Here is a 20160-nt window from a genome sequence, read left to right on the forward strand (position 1 = left end):
GCAGGCGCCGCCCCTGGAAGGGGGAAGGCGCTACACGAAGTGAGCGTCCGACGGGGTCGAGCTAGCTTCGGGCCAGCACGCTTTGCAAGGCTTTCCCGGTATGCGTGCCCAGCTTCACCACCGCCTCAGGCGGCGCGGACGCCACCACACGCCCGCCGGCATTGCCGCCGTCCGGCCCCAGGTCGATCACCCAGTCGGCTTCGGCGATCACGTCCAGGTCGTGCTCGATCACCACCACGCTGTGGCCGCCGTTGACCAGGCGGTGCAACACATGGATCAGCTTTTCGACGTCGGCCATGTGCAGACCCACCGTAGGTTCGTCCAGCACATACAGCGTGTGCGGCGCTTTCTGGCCGCGGCGCGTGATGTCGTCGCGCACCTTGCTGAGCTCGGTCACCAGCTTGATGCGCTGCGCCTCGCCGCCCGAAAGCGTAGGCGAGGGCTGGCCCAGTGTCAGGTAACCCAGGCCCACATCTTTCAGCAACTGCAGCGGGTGGCTGATGTTGGGCATGGACGAGAAGAAGTCCACCGCCTCGTCGACCTCCATCTTCAGCACATCGCCGATGTTTTTGCCGCGCCAGGTGACGGCCTGCGTTTCAGGGTTGAAGCGCGCGCCGTGGCAGGTTTCGCACAGCACCTTCACGTCGGGCAAAAAGCTCATGCCTATGGTGCGCACGCCCGCGCCTTCGCAGGTCGGGCAGCGGCCTTCGCCGGTGTTGAAGGAGAAGCGCCCGGCGCTGTAGCCGCGCGCGCGGGCCTCCAGCGTATCGGCAAAGAGCTTGCGTATCGTGTCCCAGAAGCCGATGTAGGTGGCCGGGCAGGAGCGCGGCGTCTTGCCGATGGGCGTCTGGTCGACTTCGAGCACGCGATCCACCGCCGCATAACCTTCAATGCGTTCGCAGCCAGTCCAGTCGGGCGTCTTGCCTTTGTCGTCGGCATCGCGGCCCGATTTGGTCGAGCGCTGCATGACGCCTGCATGCACATTGGTCAGCAGCACGTCGCGCGCCAGCGTCGACTTGCCCGAGCCCGACACGCCCGTCACCGCCACCAGGCGGTAGAGCGGCACGGTGACAGACACGTCTTTCAGGTTGTGCAGGTCGGCATTGACCACCGTAAGCCAGTGGGTGAAAGGCCCGGCGGCTGCCGGCGCCGCGTTGTGCAGCGCGCTGGCGCTGGCTGCTGCGGCCTTGAGCGCCGCGGCTTTCAGCGTGGCCGCTTTTTGCTTGCTCACCGGCTTGGCATTGACGTCGACGAGTGCCTCTTTCACCACAGCCACCGGCGCCGCACCCTTGCGCGTTTCACGCCGGGCATGCAACGGGTGGATGAGCGGGTTCGCCAGGTAGCGGCCCGTCAGCGAGCCCGGCACGGCCGACAGCTGCGCCGCCGTGCCCTGCGCGACCAGCGTGCCGCCGCGCTTGCCCGCGCCGGGGCCGATGTCGATGATGTTGTCGGCGCGGCGAATCGTGTCTTCGTCATGCTCAACCACCACCAGGGTGTTGCCGCGGTCGCTGAGCTTGCCGAGCGCGCTCAGCAGAATCTGGTTGTCGCGCGGGTGCAGGCCGATGGTGGGCTCATCCAGCACATAGCAGACGCCCTGCAGGTTGGAGCCCAGCTGCGCCGCCAGGCGTATGCGCTGCGCCTCGCCGCCCGAAAGTGTGGGTGCGCCGCGGTCCAGCGTGAGGTAACCCAGGCCCACGTCTTCGAGGAACTCGAGCCGGCTCTTGATTTCAGGAATCAGGTCGCGCGCGATGCCGGCCTCGCGGCCCAACAGCGCGAGCTTTTCAACCCAGCGCCGCACATCCGTCACCGACAGCGCCGCAATGTCGGCAATGCCGACACCGGCAAACTTCACCGCGCGGGCCGTGGCGTTGAGCCGCGTGCCTTCGCAGGTCGGGCAGGCGGTGCCTGCCACATCTTCCACCTCGGGCTCGGCAAAGCTTTGCTCCCGGCCCTTGTTGTCGTCGTCCATCACCGAGTCGTCAAACACCTTGCGCTGCTCTTTGGTGAGCTTGACGCCGGTGCCCACGCAGTCGGGGCACCAGCCGTGCTTGCTGTTATAGCTGAAGAGGCGCGGGTCCAGCTCGGCATACGAGGTGGCGCACACCGGGCAGGCGCGTTTGGTCGAAAACGCGATCAGCTTGCCTATGCCCTTGGCGCTGGCGCCGGCCATCATCGCACCACGCAGGCCGTCCAGCGGGGCCAGCACATGGACCACGCCCTTGCCGTGCTCCAGCGCGGTCGCCAGCGCCGAGCGCAGCGCGGCTTCGTTCTCAGGCGAAACACGGATGTCGGCCACCGGCAGCTCCACCGTGTGTTCCTTGAAGCGGTCAATGCGCGGAAAGCCGGTGGTCGGCAAAAACTCGCCGTCGATGCGCAGGTGCGTGTAGCCGCGTGGCCGCGCCCAGTCGGCCAGCTCGGTGTAGACGCCCTTGCGGGCGATCACCAGCGGGGCCAGCAGGCCGATGTGCTGGCCGCGGTAGGTTTTGATCAGCTGCGCCGCAATGCTCTCAGGGCTTTGCGGCATCACCGCCGCGCCTTCCTTGATGCAATGCTGGATGCCCAGCTTCACATAAAGCAGGCGCAGGAAATGCCAGACCTCGGTGGTCGTGCCCACGGTGGACTTGCGGCCGCCGCGCGACAGGCGCTGCTCAATCGCCACAGTGGGCGGGATGCCGTAGACCGCATCCACCTCGGGCCGGCCCGCCGGCTGCACGATGCTGCGGGCGTAGGCGTTCAGCGATTCAAGATAACGCCGCTGCCCCTCGTTGAACAAAATATCAAAGGCCAGCGTGGACTTGCCAGAACCGGACACGCCTGTCACGACATTGAACTTGCCGCGCGGAATATCGACCGACAAACTCTTGAGGTTGTTCTCTTTGGCGTTGACGATCTGGATCAGGTTGGAGAAAGCCGGGCGCGTGGCCCAGACCTTGGGGCGGGACTCTTCCACGCCGTGCACCTTGCCCATGGCCTGCTCGTACTCGCGCAGGGCGAGTGCGGTGTGTGAGGTCGGGTGCTGGCGCACCTCTTCAGGTGTTCCCTGCGCGACCAGCAAGCCGCCGGCCTCGCCGCCTTCGGGGCCGAGGTCGATCAGCCAGTCCGCCGAGCGGATCACGTCGAGGTTGTGCTCGATGACAATCAGCGAATGGCCGGCTTCGAGCAGCTTGCGCAGCGCGCGCATCAGCTTGGCGATGTCGTCAAAGTGCAGGCCGGTGGTCGGCTCGTCAAACAAAAACAGCGTGCCGCGGCCGGGCTGCTTCAGCGCCAGCGCCTGTTTGCTGGCGCTGGTGGTTTTGCTGGCATTGGCCAGAAAGCCCGCGAGCTTGAGGCGCTGCGCCTCGCCGCCCGAGAGCGTGGGCACGGGCTGGCCCAGCTTCACGTATTCAAGCCCCACATCCACGATGGGCTGCAGCGAACGCACCACTTCGCGGTCTTGCGCAAACAGGGCAATCGCCTCGCTCACGGTGAGGTCCAGCACGTCAGACACATTGAGCAGGCGCGGCTTGAGGTCGCCAATCGCCTTGCGCTCAATCGTCACTTCCAGGATCTCGGCGCGGTAGCGCTTGCCGTCGCAGTCGGGGCAACGCAGGTAGACGTCGCTGAGGAATTGCATCTCGACGTGCTCAAAGCCCGAGCCGCCGCAGGTCGGGCAGCGCCCGTCGCCGTTGTTGAAGCTGAACTTGGTGGCGGTGTAGCTGCGCTGTTTGGCCAGCGGCGACAGCGCAAACAGGTCGCGCACCGCGTCCCACGCACCCACATAGCTGGCGGGGTTGGAGCGCGCCGTCTTGCCGATGGGTGACTGGTCGACAAACACCACATCGGTCAGGTGATCGGCGCCCATGAGCCGATCGTGCAGGCCCGGCGTTTCAGTCGCCTTGCCGAACTGGCGCAGCAATGCCGGCGCCAGGATGTCCTGCATCAGCGTGGACTTGCCCGAGCCGCTGACACCGGTGACGCACACCAGGCGCTGCAGCGGGAAATCGACCGTCAGGTTTTTCAGGTTGTGGTCGCGTGCGCCTTCGAGGATGAGGCGCGGCGTGTTGTCGGTCACCGCGCGCTTGAAGCCCATGCCGACCTGCTTGCGCGAGCCGAGGTAGGCGCCGGTCAGCGTGTCCGCATGTTTGATGTCGTCGGGCGTGCCGTCAAACACGATCTGGCCGCCCTTCTCGCCGGGGCCGGGACCCATGTCGATCAGGCGGTCGGCCGCCAGCATGACGGCCGGGTCATGCTCGACCACCACCAGCGTGTTGCCGGCGTCGCGCAGGCGATGCATGGCCTGCGTAATGCGGTTCATGTCGCGCGGGTGCAGGCCAATGGAGGGTTCATCCAGCACAAACAGCGTGTTGACCAGTGAAGTGCCGAGTGCGGTGGTGAGGTTGATGCGCTGCACCTCGCCGCCCGAGAGCGTGCGGCTTTGCCGGTCCAGCGTGAGGTAGCCGATGCCGACGTCGCACAGGTATTTCACACGCGTCTGGATTTCTTCAAACAGCGAGCGCAGCGCCTGCTTCTCGGCGTCGTCGCCCATCACATCGAGCGAGAGGCCGGCAAAGAACTGAGCCAGCCTGTCGATAGGCAGGCGCATCAGGTCGTGCAGCGCCAGGCCCGGCAGAGCTTCGAGCTGCTCGCGGCTCCATTGCACGCCCACCGGCATAAAGCGCTGGCTGGCCGGCAGCACCTTGTCGGCGGCCTCTTTGGCGCCCAGGCGCCAGAGCAGCGACTCGAGCTTGAGGCGCGCGCCGCCGCAGGTTTCGCAGGGCGTGTAGCTGCGGTATTTGGACAGCAGCACACGGATGTGCATCTTGTAGGCCTTGCTTTCCAGGTATCCGAAGAAGCGCTTGATGCCGTACCACTGCTTCTTCCAGTTGCCCTCTTTGTAGCCGGGCGTGCCGTTGATGACCCAGCCCTGCTGCTCGGGCGTGAGCTTGTACCAGGGCGTGTCGCGCGGGATACCGGACGCTTCGGCGTGGCGCATCAGGTCGTCCTGGTTCTCCGCCCAGGCCGGTGTCTGCAAGGTCTTGATGGCGCCGGCGCGCAGCGTCAGTTTGTCGTTGGGAATCACCAGGCCGTAGTCAACGCCGATAACGCGGCCAAAGCCACGGCAGGTTTCGCAGGCGCCCATGGCTGAGTTGAAGGAGAACAGCGAGGGCGTGGGGTTGGTATAGCGCAGGTCGCTGTCGGGGCAATGCAGGCCGGTCGAGAAACGCCACATCACATCGGGCTGGCCGTCTTCCGCATGCTGCACATAGATGTTGAGGCGGCCGCCGCGTTTGAGCGCGGTCTCGATGGCTTCCAGCACACGGGACTTTTCCACCGCATGGGTGCGAAAGCGGTCGGCCACCACATCCAGCAACTTGTGCGGGCCGGCCGGCGTGGCCACGTCGCGCTGGGCGTGCACCCGCGTGAAGCCGCTGACGGACAGCCATTGCTCGACCTGCTCGGCGCTGGTGTTGCCCGGCAGCTCGACCGGGAAGGTCAGCACCACGCGCGGATCGCCGTCTTTCGTGCGTGCCATCAGTTCCGCATAGATCGATTCAGGCGTGTCATGCCGCACGTTCTGCGCAGTCTGCTTGTCGAAGAGCTGCGCGGCGCGCGCGTAGAGCAGCTTCAGGTGGTCGTTGAGCTCCGTCATCGTGCCCACGGTGGAGCGCGAGCTGCGCACCGGGTTGGTCTGGTCGATGGCGATGGCGGGCGGCACGCCTTCCACCTTGTCGACGGCCGGTTTATCCATGCGGTCCAGAAACTGGCGCGCGTAGGCCGAGAAGGTTTCCACATAGCGGCGCTGGCCTTCGGCAAACAGCGTGTCGAACACCAGAGAGGATTTGCCCGAGCCGCTGGGCCCGGTGACGACCGTCATTTCACCGGTGCGGATATCCAGATCGAGGTTTTTGAGGTTGTGCTGGCGCGCGCCGCGGATGCGGATGGTTCCCTGGGACATGAGTGCGGTCTTTCCTGAAGAGGTCAAACATTCTAGACAGTGCACCCGGCTGTGCAGCGCGTAGGGATTAAAGCCCTTTTCACAGCCATTTAGCCGCTAAATGCGGTCATTTAATGGCCTTTCACCAAATCAATTAGGGCGCATTCTGGCTTTACCGATGCCCTACGGATTGGTGACGCGCCATCGCTTTCCATATTTACCGCTATCGCCTCGCTCCATAGACTGAATTTTCAAGGTCCAAGGAGATTCCAGATCATGAAGGCGAAGACAAAGATGGAGACAACAAACACCGCTAACGCAACCAACACAACCAACTCAGCGGGAAAGTGGTGGGCAGCCATCGCGATGGCCGCGTTGGGCCAGGTGGCAGAAGCGCAGATTTTGATCGGGCAGACGGCCGGTTTTACCGGCCCCCTGAGCGCCAGCGTCAAGGAAACGAAAGAAGGCGCCAAACTCTACATCGATGCGGTCAACGCCAGGGGCGGCGTTGACGGGCAGCAGATCGAGCTGATCTCGCTCGACGATCAATATGATCCCAGGCTCGCGGCTGAAAACGCCCAGAAACTGATTGAAGAGCACAAGGTGTCCGCGCTGTTCCTCACGCGCGGCACACCGCACACCGAAGCCATCATTCCGCTGCTCGACAAGCACCATGTGCCGCTGGTCGGCCCGTCCGCCGGCGCGATGACCTTGCACCAGCCCGTCAAAAAGCATGTCTTCAATGTGCGCACCCCCTACCAGCACGAAGCTGAAAAGGCCGTCGCCCACTTGCGCGCCATAGGCCTTACACGCATCGGCATCGTGCACACCGATGACAGCTTTGGCGCGGACGGCCTCGTGGGTATTCAAAAAGGAATGGCGGCCGGCAAGCTGCACCCGGTCGTGCTGGAAAAGTTCGACCGCACCAAGCCCGACTTCACGGCGATTGCCGCCAGGATCCACAAAACCGAAGCGCAGGCCGTGATCATGGTGGCCGCCGGCCAGGTAGCGGCTGACGGCATCAAGGCCTTCCGCGCGGCGCACCCCACCGTCCAGATCGTCACCTTGTCCAACAATGCCTCAAGCGGCTTTGTCAAATTGCTGGGCGATAGCGCCCACGGCGTGATCGTCACCCAGGCTTTTCCTCATGAACGCTCTGTCAACTACGCCATGGTCAAGGAAGCGCAGGACCTCGCCAGAGCCCAGGGGCTCAACGAAATCAGCCCCGCCAAGCTGGAAGGTTTTGCCGCCGCCAAAGTGCTGGTCGAAGGCCTGCGCAGGGCCGGCCACAAACCCAACCGCGAGAAAGTCCAGGCGGCGCTGGAGGGCATGAACAAGCTGGATATCGGCGGCCTCGAAGTGAATTACAGCCCCACCGATCACACCGGGCTGGATTTCGCCGACCTGTCCATCATTGGGACTGACGGGAAATTCAGGAGATAGATAGCACCCCCTGCCGACGCTCACTTCGTGTAGCGTCACCTCCCCCTAGGGGGACAGGCGCCTTGCGCCCGGCAGAGCCGGATCGCGGCTCCTCCTTGGGAATTCGCAAACCCCCTGCCGACGCTCACTTCGTGTAGCGTCACCTCCCCCCAAGGGGGACAGGCGCCTTGCGCCCGGCAGAGCCGGATCGCGGCCCCTGCTTGTGGATTCGCAAACCTGCGGCGCCAAGCCGTACAGGGTTGCTCAGAAGTAAAGTGCGTCCTCGAGTTCCTTGAACTTCTCGGGCCCGACGGCTTCCTTGATCTTGGGAGCCAGCTCCTTCAGTTTGTCGATATCGCCGGCAGCCTCGACCGCAAGGTTGAGCCGGAAACCCCGCAGGCCGAGGGCGGCCGTCAATCGGGTAGCGATGGGGTAGGCCCTGGAGTAATGCTCCTGGGCAGTCAGGGTGGGCGAGCCGTCGGCATTTTGTGCCGACACCGGCGCAGGCGGCGCGGCGCTGACGGGCGCCTGCACCGCGGCGGGCGCGATCAGGCCCAGTGAAATCAGGTGGCTGATATCTTCTGCAGTCACACCCAGGCCGGCGGTTGCTTTCACAACCTCTTCCATGCTGCGCTTGCCGTCAAACATGATGAACGCCGAGCGCTGCCTCGGGGTCAATATGGAACGGTCGGTCAAAGCGGCTTGGCCCAACTCCGTCTTGGTGTAGATCATCAGCTTGTCTCCAGTAAAAACGCCTGCGGTGACGCGAAATGTCACCTTTGGTGCTAAACACTATTCAGAGACTGTAATATTTTGTTTAACGCCCCCTGAGATTCAATTTACCCCATTTTTGGTGGTAATGCACCTATTTGGGCAGTCTTTGGGGGTATGACCTACATACCAACCGGTCTCATCCAGGTTCCCCGCGGGGGAACCGCCCCGCGTCAGGCGCGGGGAATGGCCGTCAGCGCGACGGCAGAAACCAGGGGCGCGGCGGCCGGCAAGGCGCCGTGCTTTTCACCACCCATGTCGATGTCACCGCCCTTGTTCAGCAGGAATATGGCCAGGCCGGCGATCACCAGAAAACCCACAACAATCTTCCACATCTTTCTTTCTCCCAAAAAAAAGCCCTCGGCACATTGATGACGAGGGCCCGTGAATATCACAAGGCTCTTCAGCCTGAAAAAACCGGTGCGGCTCTTGACCCGCACCGGCGATAAAACCAATCAGTCGTCGGCGTAGATGTCCACGTCCTTGGTTTCACGGATGAACAGCGTGCCCACCACCAGGGTGACGGTCGCGATGATGATCGGATACCAGAGGCCGTTGTACATATTGCCGGTTTGCGCCACGATGGCAAACGCCGTCGTAGGCAGCAGGCCGCCGAACCAGCCGTTACCGATGTGGTACGGCAAGCTCATCGAGGTGTAGCGGATGCGGGTCGGGAACAGTTCCACCAGCATGGCGGCGATCGGGCCGTACACCATGGTGACCAGGATCACCAGGTAGAACAGGATCAGCGTGACCATGACCTTGTCGACCTTGGCTGGATCAGCCTTGGACGGGTAGCCGGCGGCCTTCAAGTCGTCCGCGATGAGTTTCTTGAACTCGGCGTCCTTCTTCTTGGCGTCGTCGGCGCTCAGGCCCTTGGCGGTGTAGCTTGGAATCGCGGTTTCGCCAATCTTGATGCTGGCCACGGTGCCTGCGGGTGCAGCCACGTTGTCATAGCTCACCGAAGCGCCTGCCAGCACCTGCTTGGCGATGTCGCACGAGCTGGTGAACTTGGCGGTACCCGTCGGGTTGAACTGGAACGAGCATTCGTTCGGGTCGGCGGTCACAACGACTTTGTTCTTGGCTTGTGCAGCGGCGAGGTCAGGGTTGGCTGCTTTGGTCAGCGCCGTGAACACGGGGAAGTAGGTCACCGCGGCCAGCAGGCAGCCTGCCATGATGATGGGCTTGCGGCCGATCTTGTCGGAGAGCGTACCGAAGATCACGAAGAAAGGCGTGCCCAGGATCAGCGAGTAAGCCACCAGGATGTTGGCGGTAGGGCCGTCAACCTTCAGCGCTTGCGTCAGGAAGAACAGTGCATAGAACTGGCCCGAGTACCAGACCACGGCCTGGCCGGCGGTCAGGCCGACGAGCGCCAGGATCACGATCTTCAGGTTTTTCCACTGGCCGAAAGACTCGGACAACGGCGCCTTGGAGGTCTTGCCTTCGGCCTTCATTTTCTGGAAGGCAGGGGATTCGTTCATCGACAACCGGATGTAGACCGACACGGCCAGCAGCAGGATGGAGACGATGAACGGAATGCGCCAGCCCCAGTCGGCGAATGCGGCTTCGCCCATGGCGGTACGCACACCCAGAATCACCAGCAGCGACAGGAACAGGCCCAGCGTTGCCGTGGTCTGGATCCAGGAGGTGTAGGCGCCACGCTTGCCGTGAGGCGCGTGCTCTGCCACGTACACGGCAGCACCGCCGTACTCACCGCCGAGCGCCAGGCCTTGCAGCATGCGCAGGGCGATCAGGATCACCGGAGCGGCCACGCCGATGGAGGCGTAGTTGGGCAAGAGGCCCACGATGAAGGTCGACAAGCCCATGATCACGATGGTGACCAGGAAGGTGTACTTGCGGCCGATCATGTCGCCCAGGCGGCCGAACACCAGCGCGCCGAAGGGGCGCACGATGAAGCCGGCTGCAAAAGCGAGCAAGGCGAAGATGAAGGCTGAGCCGGCATCCAGTCCACTGAAGAACTGCTTGGCGATGATGGCGGCCAATGAACCGTAAAGGTAAAAGTCGTACCACTCGAATACCGTGCCGAGCGAAGAGGCGAAGATCACCTTCTTCTGCTCGGCGGTCATGGGTCTGTTGTCGACGGCTGTTGCCATGATGTTTGTCTCCAAATAGTGAAGGCCTCCGGTATGGAAGCTGCCTTCATTATTTTTGGAGTCCCTGACCTAGCTCTGACGTGAAAATAACAGGAGCTTGCGTGAAACTTATGCGTGGCTGACAACTCAAGGGGAAACCCTTGAGAAACTTTTCAGCATGCGAATACGCTCAGGGAAAACGCGTAGAACCTTCTTACGCGCCGGAAAATTTTGCTTACGCGCTCGCGAGCTTGCTTACGCGCCTGGGCCCTACCTAGGTCTTGCGCGAGATGCCCACAGAAATGTTGCTCACGCCATGCCACGCTTCGCTGTCGAACCAGGCATTGCCCAGCAGGTATTCACGCAGCATGGGCAGCGCATCGAAGCCCCAGAAAACTTTGCCGTCGACTTCCATCGCAGGCACACCGAAGAGGTTCAGTGCAATCGCGTCGTCGGTGTTTTTTTTCAGTTGCGCTTTCGCTTCGTCGGCGCTCAGGTGCTGCTGCGGCGCGAGTTGTGCCGTGAGCGCGGCGAGCCGCTGTTCATCGGCAGCCTCCGCCCCGCCCTGCCAGACGTGGCGAAAAATTGCCTCGCAAACATAGCGGTTGATGGCTGCCGGATCGGCCGGTGTGCCGCAGCTGCTGGCCAGGCGCAGCAGCGGCAAGGGATTGAAGGGGTGGCTCGCCGGCATCTTCATGGCAATGCCTTTGCTGTGTGCATGCCACAGCGCCTGCCGGTAAGTCCAGTCGCGCTTGGGCGCGATCTCTGCCGGGCCAAGCTGGCCGTGGTGCTTGAGCATGGCGGCAAACAGCACGGGCCGGTAGCTGACGCTGTAGCTCAGGCCCTTGAGCGCTTCGGGCAGGTGCTCGAAGGCCAGGTAGGCATAGGGCGAGATGAAGTCAAAGTAAAACGTGATGTGCTTCATGGGCCCCTTCGCCTTCGTATTGTTCGTATTATTTTTAAACCTGCACCGCCGCCATGCGCTGGCCTATGGTTTTCCACAGCTCACGCTGCTGCTCAGGGCCCGAACGTGCCCAGCCCGAAATCTCACCCAGCGTGCGAAAGCACCCTTCGCACAGGCCCGAGTCGGCATTGATGCGGCACACCGAAATACAGGGCGAGGGCACAAAGTCACCCTCAGCCTCCACCGTGCGGCTGCGCTCGGTCACCAGGTCAATCGCCTGCTCACGGGCGAGCTTTTCTTCGTCCAGGTCCACCGCCACATCCACCACCGGCGCGCCGGTCAGCAGCTCCAGCTCCTGCGGCATCAGCTTGAACACCGCATGCGGATGCCCTGCCGCAGCCCAGACTTCCTCAAAGCGCATCAGGCTCAAGTCCATCAACACGATGACGTCGGTCACATGCGCCAGTGGCGACACACCGCCGATGGAGAAACCTGTTTTGGCTTTCACAAACTCGGCGTCGGCCCGGCCCACACGCTTGCCATCAGGGCAGACGATGGCCTCGACCTTGCGTTCATCGACCCGCCTGTCGCCGGAGGTGACCACCAGAATGGCGGCTTCGTCCGACTTGCGGCGAAAGATGATGCTCTTGGCAATCTGGCCCAACCGCACGCCCAGTGCATCGGCCGCTTGCTGTGCCGTGCGCGCTGCGTCGTCCAGCATGACGGGCATATGGGGATGGCCGCTCTCTTGCAACACAGCCACTACCCGCTGCACGCCCTCGGGCAGCGTTTTTAATTCAGCACCACACATGTCAATTCAATCGTTTAGTCAAAAGCGCTGTCGCAGCGCGGGAATTCGGTTTGCGGCCCAGGAAGTCGCTGATGAATTTTCCGGCATCAATCAGCTTGTCCAGGTCAATGCCGGTTTGAATGCCCATGCCGTGCAGCATGTACACAACGTCTTCAGTGGCCACATTGCCGGTGGCGCCCTTGGCAAAAGGACAGCCGCCCAGGCCCGCCGATGAGGTGTCGAACTGCCAGACACCCATTTCAAGCGAGGCCAATGTATTGCTCAGCGCCTGGCCGTAGGTGTCGTGATAGTGACCAGATACGTCGTTGATGTCAAAGTGCTTCAGTGTTGCGTCCATCGCGCGCTGCACCTTGAGCGGCGTGCCCACGCCAATGGTGTCGGCCACGCCCACATGCTGCACGCCTATGCCCTTCATCAGGCCGGCCAGCATGTCGACGCGCTCAGGTGCGATCTCGCCTTCGTAAGGGCAGCCCACGGTGCACGACATGGCGCCCCGCACATAAATGCCCTTTTCACGCGCAGCTTCCACCACCGGGCGAAAGCGCTCAATGCTTTCGGCGATGGAGCAATTGATGTTCTTCTGGCTGAAGGCCTCGCTGGCAGCCCCGAAGACCACGATCTCATCCGGCCATAACTCACGCGGCGGCGCAATGGTGGCTTCAAAGCCCTTCATATTGGGCGTCAGCACCGAGTAGCGCACACCGGGCTTGCGCTGGATGCCGGCCATCACTTCCGCGTTGTCGGCCATCTGCGGCACCCACTTGGGCGATACATAGCTGGTGACCTCAATCTCGGTCAGGCCCGCATCCTGCAGGCGGTGCACCAGCTCGATCTTCACGGCGGCCGGCACCTGGGCTTTTTCGTTCTGCAGCCCGTCGCGGGGGCCGACATCGACAAGCTTGACTCTGGTGGGTAGTTTCATGATGGTCCTGCGCGCCGCCTTCGAGGGCGGCAGTTAGTCAGTATCCCTTTTTCGGGTCAACCACGCCGGCCAAGGTGCTTATCGGGGCTCCCGCTGCCAGGGCGCGTATCTTGCCCGCAATCTGGGCGATGCTCTCCTCGCGCAGCGTACGGGCCGAGGTGTGCGGCGTGATGGTGATTTTGGGGTGTTTCCAGAAAGGATGGTCGGCCGGCAAGGGCTCGGTGCGAAACACGTCCAGCGTCGCCCCAGCCAAATGGCCGTTGTCGATCAGCGTGATCAGGTCGCCATCAACAAGGTGGCTGCCGCGCGCCACATTGATGACATAGCCGCCGGGCCGCAGGCGCGACAGCGTGTCCAGGTTCATGATGCCCTGCGTGTCAGGCGTGAGCGGCAGCAGGCACACCAGGATGCGGCTGGCCGCCAGGAAGTCCTGCAAACCCTGCCCGCCCACCTCGCCTGAAAAGCTCTTTACGCCCTCGATCGTCTTGGGCGAGCGGCTCCAGCCATTGACCGGAAAATCAAACTGCGCCAGCGCGCGGCTCACGCGCTCGCCCAGCACACCCAGGCCCATCACGCCAATGGGGTAGTCGGTGCGCAGCCGCGGCTTGCGGTAAGACCATTTGCCCTCGGCAATGTCGGCCGCATAACCGTCCAGCTCACGAAAGTGGCGAATCACCGCATGGCAGACAAACTCCGCCATCTGCGCCGACATGCCGGCATCATCCAGGCGCACCACCGGCACGCCGGCGGGAAGCCGCAGCTTCATCAGCGCATCGACACCCGCGCCAATATTAAAGATGCCCTTGACCTGGGTTTGCTCGTCAAAGAACTGTTGGGGCGGTGCCCATACCACCGCGTAGTCGGCCGGTGCATCACCGGCGGCCCAGAGGCTGACCTGCGCATCGGGAAATGCGGCCTTCAGGCCGTCTACCCAGGGCTGGGGTTTGGTGTCGGAGCAGCAAAAACTGATGCGCATGAAGAAGTCCCGTTTGAATCAAATGGCAAAACGCCATCAAACGGCTATTTTCAACAATTCCGCGCCCTCGCTCACCTGGTCGCCCGGCGCGTACAGCAACTCCTGCACCACACCGTCGGCCGGCGCGGCAATCGTGTGCTCCATCTTCATGGCTTCCATCACCGCCAGCGGCTGACCCTTGCTCACCTTGTCGCCGGTTTTCACGGCGAAGGACACGACCTTGCCCGGCATGGGCGCCGTCAGGCGGCCGCCCTCGGCCTGCGCCTCGCCCGCATGGGCCAGCAGGTCGATGGAAAGGATTTGCGTCGCGCCCCTGGCGGTGAAGACATGGTCCAGTTCGCCTTGCGCATACACCGCCGCCGTCATGCGCTGGCCTGCAAACTGCACATCAATGCCCTGCGCGGTTTCGGCAAACACCAAGGGGCCCGATGCCTCGCCAATCGCCAGCTGCAAAGCGCCGTCATGCAGATAGGTCAGCGTGGCCTTGGCGGGCTCGCCATGAAACTCAAACTCAAAGCGCCGCTGCATCACGCCATGTGAACGCCAGCCGTCGCGGCGGCTGAAAGGGTCGGCGCCTTCGGCCGCACGCTCGTCCAGCAACGCCTTGGCCACCGCCGCGGCACCCGCCATCGCCAGGCCCACAGGCTCCTGCTTGAAGAGCACGGCCTCTTCGCGCTGGATCAGCGCCGTGTCGAGATTGGCTTTAGCAAACGAGGGGCTGCGCACCACGTAACGCAAGAACTGCACATTGGTGCTCAAGCCCACGATGCGGGTTTGCGCCAGCGCGTCATCCAGCCGGGCCAGCGCTTCCGCGCGCGTGGCGCCGTGCACAATGAGCTTGGCCACCATGGAGTCGTAATACGGCGAGATCGCGTCGCCCTCACGCACGCCATCGTCCACACGCACCTGGCCACGCTCGAATGCGGTGTGCACCGGCTTCTTGTAGACATTCAGCGTGCCGGTGGCGGGCAGGAAGTTGTTGTCGGGCGTTTCGGCGCAAATGCGCGCTTCAATGGCGTGGCCGGTGATGCGCAGCTGGTCTTGCGCCAGCGGCAGCTTTTCGCCGGAGGCCACGCGCAGTTGCCACTCGACCAGGTCCAGGCCGGTGATGGCTTCCGTCACCGGGTGCTCGACCTGCAGGCGCGTGTTCATTTCCATAAAGAAGAAATTCATGGAGCCGTCCGTGCGCTGCTCCACGATAAATTCCACCGTGCCTGCGCCCACGTAATTGACGGCACGCGCCGCAGCCACCGCCGCCTCACCCATCTGCTTGCGCATGGCCTCCGTCATGCCAGGGGCAGGTGCTTCTTCCAGCACCTTCTGGTGGCGGCGCTGTACCGAGCAGTCACGCTCAAACAGGTAAACGTAATTGCCATGCGTGTCGCCAAACACCTGGATCTCGATGTGGCGCGGGCGCTGCGCATACTTTTCAACCAGCACCGCATCGTCGCCAAAGCTGTTGATGGCCTCGCGCTTGCATGAGGCCAGCGCGGCCTCGAAGTCTTCCGTCTTCTCCACCGCACGCATGCCCTTGCCGCCGCCGCCCGCGCTGGCCTTGATCAGCACCGGGTAGCCAATGCGGTCGGCCTCACGCTTGAGCAGGGCCGGGTCCTGGTCGCTGCCGTGGTAGCCGGGCACCAGCGGCACTCCGGCTTTTTCCATCAATTGTTTGGACTCGGCCTTCAGGCCCATGGCCTTGATGGCGGAGGCCGGCGGGCCGATAAAGACCAGCCCGGCGTCGGTGCAGGCCTGGGCGAATTCTTCGTTCTCGCTCAGAAAGCCGTAGCCCGGGTGAATCGCTTCGGCGCCCGTGGCCTTGGCTGCTTCGATGATGCGTTCCCAGCGCAGATAGCTGTCTTTGGGTGCGCTGCCGCCGATGTGAATGGCTTCATCGCAGAAGCCGACATGCTTGGCGCCTGCATCGGCATCGGAATACACCGCGACGGACTGGATGGCCATGCGGCGCGCAGTCGCCGCCACACGACAGGCGATCTCTCCACGATTGGCGATAAGTATTTTTTTAAACATGGTCGTTCTTTGAGAAAGGAGACTTCAAGGTGAAAGCGGCAGCGGTGCCAGGGTCAGGCCTGCCGCTGAAAATGCGGGCCACACGGATAAACAGCTGGCGCAGGAAGCGCCAGCAAACCCGTATCAGCCAGATGCTGAGCGCCAGCACCAGGGCCAGCACCACGACAAAAATCAGCGGATGCGCAATCGCCAGCCACAGGCCCAGCGGCACCAGGCCGTCTTCGAGCAGCGATGCGCCGATATTGCTGAAAGGCTCGGGCGAGGTATTGATGGCCGCACGGCTGGTGGCCTTGGCCGCAAAGCTGGTGGCGGCCAGCGTACCGCCCAGCAGCGCTGCCACCAGCGCGCCCAGGCCGTTGTCTGCGCCAAACACCGCCGCAGCCAACGCAGCGCCGGCCGGAATGCGGATCACGCCATGCACCACATCCCACAAAGAATCCAGCCCCGGAATCTTGTCGGCAAAAAATTCAATGAACACCATAAAACCGCTGACACCCAGCACCACTGGGTTGGACAACAACTGCAAACCCGCAGGCAAATCAACCCAGCCCATAAACCCCGCCAGGCCGGTGAGCAGCACCACGAGGTAGAGGCGCACGCCGCTAGCCCAGCCCAGCGCGCCGGCCAAGGCAATCAGTTGTGCGGTGTCCAGGCTGTTCATGGCGTCATGCTGGCTTGGAAGGCAACCAATTCGGTTTGCGTTTCTGCAAAAAGGATTGAACGCCTTCACGGCCTTCCGGGCTCACGCGCACATCCGCAATACTTTGAACCGTCATCTGCGTCAGCTCGGGCGTGATGGCTTGCCCAGCCACGTCCTGCACCAGCTTTTTGCAGAGCTTCACGGCTTCGGGGCCGACGTTGACCAGCGCTTTCACTAGCTCAGCCACCTTGGCATCCAGCGCTTCCGCCGTCACCACCTCATGCACAAAGCCGATGCGCAAGGCTTCGGCGGCGTCAAAGCGCTCGGCCGTGAGGAAATAACGATGCGCTGCCCGCACACCCATCGCCCGAATCACATAAGGGCTGATAGTGGCCGGGATCAGGCCCAACTTGACCTCGCTCAGGCAATAGCCGGCGGTATCAACAGACACGGCGATGTCGCACGCCGCCACCAGGCCGGTGCCGCCCGCGTAGACATCGCCCTGTATGCGGGCAATCACGGGCTTGGGGCATTCGTACACCGCCTGGATCATGGTCGCCAGGCGGCCCGCGTCGTCCTGGTTCTGGTCGTAGGTGTAGTCGGCCATGCTGCGCATCCAGTTCAGGTCTGCGCCCGCACAGAAGGCCGGGCCGTTGGCCGCGAGCACGACGCAGCGCACGTCATCGCGCAGGCTCAACTCCACAAAGGCCTGCGTCATCTCGGCGATCACCTCCTGGTTAAAGGCGTTGCGCACATCGGGGCGGTTCAGCGTGACGGTGGCGACCAGCGCCTCGACTTGAATGATCAGGTGATTCATGTTCAGGATTTCATTAATAACGTTCAATAGCGCTCAATAGCGTTTGGCCACTTCTTCCAGCATGACTTCCGTCGCGCCGCCGCCTATGCCCAGCACGCGTGCGTCGCGCCACAGGCGTTCAATCGCTGTCTCGCGGATAAAGCCCATACCACCGTGGAACTGCTGGCAGGTCTGCAGCACTTCGTTGACGAGTTCGCCCGTCAGCGCCTTGAGCATGGAGACCTCTTGCACAATGTCGCGGCCCTGCGTGACGGACCAGGCGCAGTGGTACATAAACTGCCGCGCCGCGCGGGTCTTGGCGTCCAGCATGGCGATGCGCTGGCGAATGGTTTGCTTCTCCCACAGCGTGGCGCCAAAGGCCTGGCGCTGGCGCACATAGTCCAGCGTCATCTTCAGCGCCTGCGTGCAGTGGCCGACGGCCATGGCCGCCAGGGCGATACGCTCGGTCTGGAAGTTCTTCATCACCGAATAAAAGCCCTTGCCCTCGTCGCCCAGCAGGTTGCCGACCGGGATGCGCACGTTGTCAAACACCAGCTCGGCGGTGTCGGACGAGAGCCAGCCGGTTTTCTTGAGCGCGCGGCCCACGGTAAAACCGGGCGTGCCCTTCTCCACAATAAACATCGACACCTGGTGCCGCGCCGTGCCCGTCTTGGCCGCGACGAAATAGAGGTTGGCATGCACGCCGTTGGTGATGAACATCTTGGTGCCGTTGAGCACCCATTCATCGCCTTCACGTTTGGCCGTCATGCGCATGCCTGCCACGTCAGAGCCCGCACCGGGCTCGGTAATACCGACGGCGGTAATCGTCTTGCCGGCAATCACGTTAGGCATGTACCTGGCCTTCTGCGCCGCATTGCCCGCATGAAACAAATGCGGGCTGGCCATATCGGTATGCACCAGCACCGTGATGATGAAGCCGCCAAAGGTGGACTGCGACAGCGCCTCGGCAAACACCAGGTTGGTCAGCGCATCGGCCTCGCCGCCGCCGAACTCTGATTCATACATCAGGCCCAGCAGGCCGGCGTCGCCCATCTTGCGCAGCACCTCGCGCGGCACACAGCCCTCTTCTTCCCACTGGGCGGCATAGGGCTCGACTTCGCGGGCGATAAAGCGGGCGATCTGCTCGCGCAGCAGTTCGTGTTCGGGGGTGATGTAGATGTTGTCCATGGCGTGCTTCTTGAACTTCTGGGCTTACATGCGGAAGACGCCGAATTTCGTGTCAGGAATCGGTTGGTTGAGCGTGGCCGAGAGCCCCAGCGCCAGCACGCGCCGCGTATCCGCCGGGTCAATCACGCCGTCGTCCCAGCCGCGGGCGCTGGAGTAATACGGGTGCGACTGGTGGCCAAACTGGTCCAGCACTGGTTGCTTGAAGGCGGCCTCCTCTTCCGCGCTCCAGCTGCCACCCTTGGCTTCAATCGCGTCACGCTTCACGGTGGCCAGCACGCCGGCGGCCTGCTCGCCGCCCATCACGCAGATGCGCGCGTTCGGCCACATCCACAAGAAGCGCGGCGAATACGCCCGGCCGCACATGCCGTAGTTGCCGGCGCCGTAGCTGCCGCCGATGATCACGGTGAATTTGGGCACCTGGGCCGTGGCCACGGCCGTCACCATCTTGGCGCCGTGGCGGGCAATGCCCTCGGCTTCGTATTTGCGGCCCACCATAAAGCCGGTGATGTTCTGCAAAAAGATCAAAGGCACTTTGCGCTGGCAGCACAACTCGATAAAGTGCGCGCCCTTCTGGGCCGACTCGCTGAACAAAATGCCGTTGTTGGCGACGATGCCCACGGGCATGCCCTCAATGTGCGCAAAGCCGCAGACCAGCGTGGGGCCAAAGCGCGCCTTGAATTCATGAAATTCGCTGCCGTCGACGATGCGGGCAATCACCTCACGCACGTCGTAGGGCTTCTTGGTGTCGACCGGGATCACGCCATGCAGCTCTTGCGGGCTGTAGAGCGGCGGCACCGGCGTGCGCAGGGCCTGGTCAAAGCGCTTGGTTTTGTTGAGGCTGGCGACAGCCTGGCGGGCCAGGGCCAGCGCATGCGCGTCGTTTTGCGCCAGGTGGTCTGCCACGCCCGACAGGCGCGTGTGCACATCACCGCCGCCCAGGTCTTCGGCGCTGACGATTTCGCCAATGGCGGCCTTCACCAGCGGCGGGCCGCCCAAAAAGATGGTGCCCTGGTTCTTGACGATGATGGTCTCGTCGCTCATGGCCGGCACATAGGCGCCGCCGGCCGTGCAGCTGCCCATGACCACGGCGATCTGCGCAATGCCCTGCGCGCTCATATTGGCCTGGTTAAAGAAGATGCGACCGAAGTGGTCGCGATCCGGAAACACGTCGTCCTGGTTGGGCAAATTGGCGCCGCCCGAGTCGACCAGGTAGATGCAGGTGAGGTTGTTTTGCATCGCGACTTCTTGCGCGCGCAAATGCTTTTTCACCGTCATCGGGTAGTAGGTGCCGCCTTTGACCGTGGCGTCGTTGCACACGATCATGCAGTCCACCCCATTGACGCGGCCAATGCCGGTGATGACGCCGGCGCAGGGCGCGCTGTCGGTGCCGTCGCGGTCGGGGTACATGTCTTTGGCGGCCAGCGGGCCTAGCTCCAGGAAAGGAGTGCCCGGGTCCAGCAGCATCTGCACGCGGTCACGCGGCAGCAGCTTGCCCCGTGACACATGCCGCGCCCGCGTGGCCTCACCGCCGCCCAGGGCGGCCTTGGCGACTTGCGCGTTCAGGTCGTCTACCTGCGCCTGCATGGCGGCGGCATTGGCCTGAAAGTCGGCAGAACGGGCGTTGAGTTTTGTCTCCAGAGCGGGCATGGCGGTTCCTGAAATACGGATGAGGGGCGCTGAAATCGGGCTGGCAGG

The 20160-nt window shown here is 63.1% G+C and carries 14 protein-coding genes; 1 reads left to right on the forward strand and 13 read right to left on the reverse strand.

Annotated features, from left to right (window positions below; translation table 11 throughout):
- Nucleotides 1-61: 61 nt before the first annotated feature.
- A complete protein-coding gene (gene uvrA / locus BM408_RS17205; protein WP_092131320.1) occupies nt 62-5935 on the reverse strand; it encodes an excinuclease ABC subunit UvrA in 5874 nt (1957 codons plus the stop codon).
- Between the two features lie 345 nt (nt 5936-6280).
- Between uvrA and BM408_RS17210 the strand changes: the two genes are divergently transcribed.
- Nucleotides 6281-7357 carry an ABC transporter substrate-binding protein gene (locus tag BM408_RS17210; protein ID WP_092131322.1) on the forward strand — a complete coding sequence of 359 codons (1077 nt, stop codon included), beginning with the start codon at nt 6281-6283 and terminating at the stop codon, nt 7355-7357.
- Between the two features lie 243 nt (nt 7358-7600).
- On the opposite strand, the gene BM408_RS17215 is transcribed toward BM408_RS17210, so the two are convergent.
- The 12 genes from BM408_RS17215 to BM408_RS17265 form a co-directional block, all read right to left on the reverse strand.
- Nucleotides 7601-8068, reverse strand: a complete 468-nt coding sequence (locus tag BM408_RS17215) for a hypothetical protein (RefSeq protein WP_092131324.1) — start codon at nt 8066-8068, stop codon at nt 7601-7603.
- 212 nt (nt 8069-8280) lie between these two features.
- Entirely contained in the window at nt 8281-8442 is a 162-nt protein-coding gene (locus BM408_RS22995; protein WP_175541829.1) for a hypothetical protein, read from the reverse strand.
- Nucleotides 8443-8562: 120 nt separating this feature from the next.
- The gene (locus tag BM408_RS17220; RefSeq protein WP_092131418.1) at nt 8563-10221 is read right to left on the reverse strand and encodes an MFS transporter; all 1659 of its coding nucleotides are present in this window, start codon (nt 10219-10221) and stop codon (nt 8563-8565) included.
- Nucleotides 10222-10474: 253 nt separating this feature from the next.
- On the reverse strand, nt 10475-11125 hold the full coding sequence (locus tag BM408_RS17225; protein WP_092131326.1) for a 2-hydroxychromene-2-carboxylate isomerase: 651 nt from the start codon (nt 11123-11125) through the stop codon (nt 10475-10477).
- A gap of 34 nt (nt 11126-11159) precedes the next feature.
- Nucleotides 11160-11915 carry a YbaK/EbsC family protein gene (locus BM408_RS17230; RefSeq protein WP_092131328.1) on the reverse strand — a complete coding sequence of 252 codons (756 nt, stop codon included), beginning with the start codon at nt 11913-11915 and terminating at the stop codon, nt 11160-11162.
- Between the two features lies 1 nt (nt 11916).
- Nucleotides 11917-12837, reverse strand: coding sequence for a hydroxymethylglutaryl-CoA lyase (locus BM408_RS17235; protein WP_092131330.1), 921 nt, complete (start codon nt 12835-12837; stop codon nt 11917-11919).
- 37 nt (nt 12838-12874) lie between these two features.
- Nucleotides 12875-13813 (reverse strand): 2-hydroxyacid dehydrogenase, encoded by a 939-nt coding sequence (locus tag BM408_RS17240; protein WP_092131332.1) that lies wholly within the window; start codon nt 13811-13813, stop codon nt 12875-12877.
- 36 nt (nt 13814-13849) lie between these two features.
- Entirely contained in the window at nt 13850-15841 is a 1992-nt protein-coding gene (locus BM408_RS17245; RefSeq protein WP_092131334.1) for an acetyl/propionyl/methylcrotonyl-CoA carboxylase subunit alpha, read from the reverse strand.
- Nucleotides 15834-16502: a DUF4126 domain-containing protein gene (locus BM408_RS17250; RefSeq protein ID WP_092131336.1), complete on the reverse strand. Its 669-nt coding sequence runs from the start codon at nt 16500-16502 to the stop codon at nt 15834-15836. The genes BM408_RS17245 and BM408_RS17250 overlap by 8 nt, the downstream gene beginning before the upstream one ends.
- A gap of 4 nt (nt 16503-16506) precedes the next feature.
- Complete coding sequence (locus BM408_RS17255; RefSeq protein ID WP_092131338.1) at nt 16507-17298, reverse strand: enoyl-CoA hydratase/isomerase family protein; 792 nt, start codon at nt 17296-17298, stop codon at nt 16507-16509.
- Between the two features lie 33 nt (nt 17299-17331).
- Entirely contained in the window at nt 17332-18465 is a 1134-nt protein-coding gene (locus tag BM408_RS17260) for an acyl-CoA dehydrogenase family protein (protein WP_092131340.1), read from the reverse strand.
- Nucleotides 18466-18489: 24 nt separating this feature from the next.
- Nucleotides 18490-20112, reverse strand: coding sequence for a carboxyl transferase domain-containing protein (locus tag BM408_RS17265; protein WP_092131342.1), 1623 nt, complete (start codon nt 20110-20112; stop codon nt 18490-18492).
- Nucleotides 20113-20160 lie beyond the last annotated feature (48 nt).

The organism is Polaromonas sp. YR568 (genome assembly GCF_900116715.1).
In the GTDB taxonomy this organism is placed as follows: domain Bacteria; phylum Pseudomonadota; class Gammaproteobacteria; order Burkholderiales; family Burkholderiaceae_C; genus Polaromonas.

Excerpts from the sequence above, each read along its gene's own strand:
- uvrA (WP_092131320.1), bottom strand. The coding sequence starts at position 5,935 with ATGTCCCAGGGAACCATCCGCATCCGCGGCGCGCGCCAGCACAACCTC.
- BM408_RS17210 (WP_092131322.1), top strand. The coding sequence starts at position 6,281 with ATGGCCGCGTTGGGCCAGGTGGCAGAAGCGCAGATTTTGATCGGGCAG.
- BM408_RS17215 (WP_092131324.1), bottom strand. The coding sequence starts at position 8,068 with ATGATCTACACCAAGACGGAGTTGGGCCAAGCCGCTTTGACCGACCGT.
- BM408_RS22995 (WP_175541829.1), bottom strand. The coding sequence starts at position 8,442 with ATGTGGAAGATTGTTGTGGGTTTTCTGGTGATCGCCGGCCTGGCCATA.
- BM408_RS17220 (WP_092131418.1), bottom strand. The coding sequence starts at position 10,221 with ATGGCAACAGCCGTCGACAACAGACCCATGACCGCCGAGCAGAAGAAG.
- BM408_RS17225 (WP_092131326.1), bottom strand. The coding sequence starts at position 11,125 with ATGAAGCACATCACGTTTTACTTTGACTTCATCTCGCCCTATGCCTAC.
- BM408_RS17230 (WP_092131328.1), bottom strand. The coding sequence starts at position 11,915 with ATGTGTGGTGCTGAATTAAAAACGCTGCCCGAGGGCGTGCAGCGGGTA.
- BM408_RS17235 (WP_092131330.1), bottom strand. The coding sequence starts at position 12,837 with ATGAAACTACCCACCAGAGTCAAGCTTGTCGATGTCGGCCCCCGCGAC.
- BM408_RS17240 (WP_092131332.1), bottom strand. The coding sequence starts at position 13,813 with ATGCGCATCAGTTTTTGCTGCTCCGACACCAAACCCCAGCCCTGGGTA.
- BM408_RS17245 (WP_092131334.1), bottom strand. The coding sequence starts at position 15,841 with ATGTTTAAAAAAATACTTATCGCCAATCGTGGAGAGATCGCCTGTCGT.
- BM408_RS17250 (WP_092131336.1), bottom strand. The coding sequence starts at position 16,502 with ATGAACAGCCTGGACACCGCACAACTGATTGCCTTGGCCGGCGCGCTG.
- BM408_RS17255 (WP_092131338.1), bottom strand. The coding sequence starts at position 17,298 with ATGAATCACCTGATCATTCAAGTCGAGGCGCTGGTCGCCACCGTCACG.
- BM408_RS17260 (WP_092131340.1), bottom strand. The coding sequence starts at position 18,465 with ATGGACAACATCTACATCACCCCCGAACACGAACTGCTGCGCGAGCAG.
- BM408_RS17265 (WP_092131342.1), bottom strand. The coding sequence starts at position 20,112 with ATGCCCGCTCTGGAGACAAAACTCAACGCCCGTTCTGCCGACTTTCAG.